We start from the raw sequence: 4,814 nt of genomic DNA on the forward strand, positions 1-4,814 counted from the left end.
GCACCCGGTCGAGGACGGCCGCGCCGGCGCGCTCGTCGCGCTCGACGGCAACGGCGTGTTCATCGCACTGGATTCGGCCGAGCGCATCGCCGCGGAACCGGCGCCGCGCATGGTCGCCACCGACGTGCCGCGCACGAGCCTGGCCGCGCTGGGCGTGCCGCTGACGCCGGAAAACGCGGGCGATTCCGTCCGGGCCGAGATGCTCGTCGCGGCCGACGGCCAGCCGCTTGCCCTGCGCCTGAGCGCGCTTCAATGACAAAGAGGATGCCATGACCACCAAACATGTTGTGATCGCCGCCCTGCTGGCCGGCCTGTTCGCCCCGGCGCTGGCCGAGGATACCCAGGGCCGCGCGTCCGACGGCGCCATGACGTTTCACTTCGATAAGATGGAGTTCGATGCGCGCAGCGGTGCCGCCGTGATGCGCTCGAACATCGTCAAAAGCGCACCCTACAGTGCGCAGATGGTGACGGAGTTCGCGCAGGCGCTACCCGACGGCAACCAGATCGCCACGCGCCGCACCACGATGACGTACCGCGACAGCGCCGGCCGCACCCGCCAGGAAATCCGCGACGACAAGGGCGACGTCGCCACGGTCACGATCAACGATCCGGTGAGCGGCACGAACCTGGTCCTGCACCCACGGAACCGCTCGGCCGTCAGGATCAATCCGGGAGCCACGGCGCGCGCCGCGGCCGATGCGGCGCGGGCGAAAGTCGACCAGATGCGCAAGGACGGCACACTGCCCGCCGGCAGCGAGGAGATCATCGTCAAGCGCGTGCAGGGCATCGACGACGCCGAACGGCAGCGCATCCAGCGCGACGTGCGCATCCAGGTCTCGAGGGCGCTGGCGGAGAGCGGCACGGCGCAGCGCGACGCGCAGATGCGGGTGGCGCCGCTGATGAACGGCGCGTTCGCCGACGTCAAATGGTCGACGAAGGCGACGACGAAGGACCTGGGCACGCGCGATTTCGGCGGCATCAAGGCCGAGGGCAGGCTGCGCAGCTACGAGATCCCGGCCGGGGCGATCGGCAACCGCAACGCGATCGTCGTGTCGGACGAGACGTGGACGGCACCCGACCTGCAGGTGACGGTCTACACGAAGCACAGCGACCCGCGCAGCGGCGACGTCGTGTTCCGGCTCGAGAACATCAAGCGCGAGGAACCCGCGCCCGCGCTGTTCACCGTGCCGGCCGACTACACGGTGCGCGAAGCGGGCGGCCGCTGGCGCGACAAGGCAGGCCGCGCGGACAAGTAAACGAACGCCGCTCCCTGAGCGGCGCGAAGCCTCAGCGCCGCTTCTTCCGGATCGGCGCGATGGTCTTGTCGAACCAGTCGTCGATCATCTGCTTCTCGTAGCGATACGGCTCCGAATCGAAGTAGTGGCTGAACGTCTGCTGGTAATTCATGTCCTGCAGCTGCGACTGGCCGTTCTTGATCACCTGCCCGTTCTGCTCGATCGCATAATTCAGCTCCATGCGCGGCCAGTCCGCCCGCCCGGTCATCACGCGCAGGTCGCGGCCCAGCCGGGTACTCGGAATGAGGCGGCCGGCCGGGTCGAAATCCGTGATCTCGATGCGCAGGTCCTCGCCCGGCGGCAGGTTCGCGCCCAGCTTCACGAAGTGGTCGGTGATCTGGTCCAGCATCTCCTTGCGCTCCCAGCCCGGGAACGGCAGGTCGTGGAAATTCTCGGGATGCACCCACGTGACGTTGACCGCGGCCGACGCACTGCCTGCTGCCAGCGCCAGCAGGCCCGCCAGGGCCATCGTTTTCATGAACGCTTTCATGATGTTCTTCCTTTCGTCGTCGAATACAGCATCTGTTAATACCTCATTCTTATACGCCGGTTTCCATGCCGGGTCCGTTATCGATTCGTCTTAGTTTGTATCGAAATGTTAGTCCGCGCACAGGTGTCCCGGGCTCTTGCACAGCACAATCCAGAACGGGACAACGCAAGCGAGGAAGCATCATGCCGGAAGGCCCGTCGCTGGTCATCTTGAAAGAGCAGACGGCCCCGTTCGTGGGCCAGGAAATCGTGCGTGCCGAGGGCAATACCTGGGCCATCGACACGGCGCGCCTCGTCGGCCAGCCCGTCGTCGCGCTGCGCACGTGGGGCAAGCATTTCCTCATCCAGGTGCCGACGATGGTCGTGCGGGTCCATTTTCTCCTGTTCGGCACGTACCGCGTGAACGAACGGCGCGACAAGCCACCGCGCCTGTCGCTCGGCTTCGCGGACGGCGGCGAGCTCAACTTCTACGCCTGCTCGGTCAAGGAGATCGACTGCGACATCGACGCGTACTACGACTGGGCCGCGGACGTCATGTCGGATGCATGGGATCCGGCGTTGGCGCGCAAGAAGCTCAGGGGCGCACCCGACACGCTCGCCTGCGACGCCCTGCTCGACCAGGACATCTTCGCCGGCGTCGGCAACATCATCAAGAACGAGGTGCTGTTCCGCATCCGGATCGATCCCCGGTCCAGGGTCGGCGCGCTGCCGCCGGCCAAGCTGCGCGCCCTCGTGCAGGAAGCGCGCCAGTACAGCTTCGACTTCCTCGAGTGGAAAAAAGCGTTCACACTCAAGAAACACTGGCTCGCGCACAACCAGAAAATCTGCCCCCGCTGCCATATCCCTTTTCACAAAGCGAATCTCGGCAAGACGAACCGCCGCAGCTTCTGGTGCGAGCGCTGCCAAAAGCTGCATGAATAAGGCGGAAACAATAGGGAAACGACACGTTGCGACATTGTGACTTTTTGCACTGCGTCATTAATATTTCTTGTTGTTAATGGTCACTGCTCATACTACAATCATTTCGGACCGTGCAGCCTTACCTCAAAACCTCGTGAGATCGTCAAATGTCCTTCCTGTCATCCGCCGCGCCGAAGCTTGCACCATGGAAAGTACTGCTCGTCGACGACGAACCGGACATCCATGACATCACCAAGCTGACGCTGTCCCGTTTCCGCCTCGACGGCCGCAGCCTCTCGTTCCTGCACGCCTACAGCGGCGCCGAGGCGAAGGACATCCTGGCGCGCGAGAAGGACGTCGCGCTGGTGTTCCTCGACGTCGTCATGGAGCGCGAGGACAGCGGCCTGGAAGTGGCGCGCTGGATGCGCCAGGAGCTGGACAACCAGTTCACCCGCATCGTGCTGCGCACGGGCCAGCCGGGCCAGGCACCCGAGGAACGCGTGATCGTCGACTACGACATCAACGACTACAAGGAAAAGACGGAACTCGACCGCACCAAGCTGTTCACGACGACGTTCGCCGCCCTGCGCGCCTACCGCGACATCATGAAAGTCGAGGACGCCCGCCGCGTCCAGCAGAATTACCGCGAAGGCCTGGAGCGCGTGATCTCCGCGTCCACGCATCTGTTCAGGCAGCGCAACCTGAAGGATTTCGCCAGCGGCCTGCTGCAGCAGGTCGTCGCCCTGCTGCGCCTGGAGCAGAGCATGCTGCTGCGCGTGACCGGCGCCAGCGTGATCACCGGCGAGAGCCAGTACGAAATCCTCGCGCGCATCGGCGACGTCGGCGACCACGACATCGGCCCGGAACTGATCGCCCAGCTGGACGAGGCACGCCACAACCGCATCTCCAAGCTGCATGGCGACACTTATGTCGGCTACTTCCCGAACAGCAGCGGCAAGGCGTCTCTGCTCGTGCTCAAGGGCGTGGAAGAAATCGACGAGATCGATGTGCAATTGCTCGACGTGTTTTGCTCGGGCGTCGCCATCGCCTTCGACAACATCCTGCTGAACCAGGAAATCACGGACACCCAGGCCGAGCTGATCCTGCGCCTGGGCGACGTCGTCGAATCGCGCTCGAACGAAGCCGGCAACCACGTGCGCCGCATGGCCCAGGTGTGTCATCTGCTGGCCCAGGAATCGGGCATGTCCGACGACGAGACGGCCGTGCTGATGCATGCGGCGCCGATGCACGACGTGGGCAAGATCGCGACGCCGGACGCCGTCCTGTTGAAACCGGGGCGCCTCACGCCCGAGGAATGGGACATCATGAAGCAGCACCCGACCATCGGCCTGCAGATCCTCGACGGCTCGCAGCGCCCGATCCTGAAGGCGGCCGCCGTGATCGCCCACCAGCACCACGAGAAATGGGACGGCAGCGGTTATCCGCAGGGCCTGCAGGGCGAAGACATCCACCCGTATGCCCGCATCGTGGCCGTGGCCGACGTGTTCGATGCCCTCACGCACGAGCGCGTGTACAAGAAGGCGTGGCCGATCGACCAGGTGCGCGACTACCTGCGCGACGTGGCGGGCCAGCACCTCGATCCGCACTACGTCGACATCCTCATCAGGAACCTCGACAAGGCCACCGAGATCAACGAACGCTGGCCGGACTGAAATCGATATCGCGGGCCGGGACAAGGGAGACAGAGTCAGGTAGTATGCAGAGCTTCGCGGCAATACTGTCCCGACCGCCATCCGGCCCATGCGTATCCGAACCCGACTGCTGCTCCTGATCCTGGCCATCCTGGTCCCTGCCCTCCTCGCGGCGGTCCTGGCCGTCGGGTATGTCTATCAGGAAGAGCGGCGCGCCCAGGAAACGAGCGTCAAGGAAGCGGTGCGCGCCTTCACCCTCCTCGTCGACAACGAACTGGAGATCAGGGAAGGCATCCTGCGCACGCTGGCGAATTCCCCCGCGCTGGCCCGCGGCGATCTCGAGACCTTCTTTCACCACGCCCATTCGGTGGCGCCGCGCGGCGAGACGGCGATCCTGCTGCTCGACCGGGACGGCCACCAGTTGCTCAACACGCGGGTCGCGCCGGGCGCGCCGCTGCCGCCCGGCCGCGCGTCGCAC

Annotated in this window: 4 protein-coding genes and 2 pseudogenes; 5 read left to right on the plus strand and 1 reads right to left on the minus strand. The window is 65.1% G+C overall.

The window, feature by feature from the left end; all coding sequences use genetic code 11:
• Both ACEN88_RS24380 and ACEN88_RS24385 read left to right on the plus strand, forming a co-directional pair.
• Window positions 1–256: pseudogene (locus ACEN88_RS24380) on the plus strand (hypothetical protein); the annotation flags it as partial.
• 13 nt (window positions 257–269) lie between these two features.
• Complete coding sequence (locus ACEN88_RS24385) at window positions 270–1,256, plus strand: hypothetical protein (protein WP_413343827.1); 987 nt, start codon at window positions 270–272, stop codon at window positions 1,254–1,256.
• 31 nt (window positions 1,257–1,287) lie between these two features.
• On the opposite strand, the gene ACEN88_RS24390 is transcribed toward ACEN88_RS24385, so the two are convergent.
• Window positions 1,288–1,785: a DUF3016 domain-containing protein gene (locus tag ACEN88_RS24390; RefSeq protein WP_413343828.1), complete on the minus strand. Its 498-nt coding sequence runs from the start codon at window positions 1,783–1,785 to the stop codon at window positions 1,288–1,290.
• 182 nt (window positions 1,786–1,967) lie between these two features.
• Between ACEN88_RS24390 and ACEN88_RS24395 the strand changes: the two genes are divergently transcribed.
• The 3 genes and pseudogenes from ACEN88_RS24395 to ACEN88_RS24405 all read left to right on the plus strand — a co-directional run.
• A complete protein-coding gene (locus tag ACEN88_RS24395) occupies window positions 1,968–2,705 on the plus strand; it encodes a DNA-formamidopyrimidine glycosylase family protein (protein ID WP_413343830.1) in 738 nt (245 codons plus the stop codon).
• Window positions 2,706–2,851: 146 nt separating this feature from the next.
• Window positions 2,852–4,357, plus strand: a complete 1,506-nt coding sequence (locus ACEN88_RS24400) for an HD domain-containing phosphohydrolase (protein WP_413343832.1) — start codon at window positions 2,852–2,854, stop codon at window positions 4,355–4,357.
• 88 nt (window positions 4,358–4,445) lie between these two features.
• Window positions 4,446–4,814: pseudogene (locus ACEN88_RS24405) on the plus strand (hybrid sensor histidine kinase/response regulator); the annotation flags it as partial.

This window comes from Massilia sp. CT11-108, assembly GCF_047302915.1.
Taxonomy (GTDB): Bacteria; Pseudomonadota; Gammaproteobacteria; order Burkholderiales; family Burkholderiaceae_D; genus Telluria; species Telluria orientalis.

Excerpts from the sequence above, each read along its gene's own strand:
- ACEN88_RS24385 (WP_413343827.1), top strand. The coding sequence starts at position 270 with ATGACCACCAAACATGTTGTGATCGCCGCCCTGCTGGCCGGCCTGTTC.
- ACEN88_RS24390 (WP_413343828.1), bottom strand. The coding sequence starts at position 1,785 with ATGAAAGCGTTCATGAAAACGATGGCCCTGGCGGGCCTGCTGGCGCTG.
- ACEN88_RS24395 (WP_413343830.1), top strand. The coding sequence starts at position 1,968 with ATGCCGGAAGGCCCGTCGCTGGTCATCTTGAAAGAGCAGACGGCCCCG.
- ACEN88_RS24400 (WP_413343832.1), top strand. The coding sequence starts at position 2,852 with ATGTCCTTCCTGTCATCCGCCGCGCCGAAGCTTGCACCATGGAAAGTA.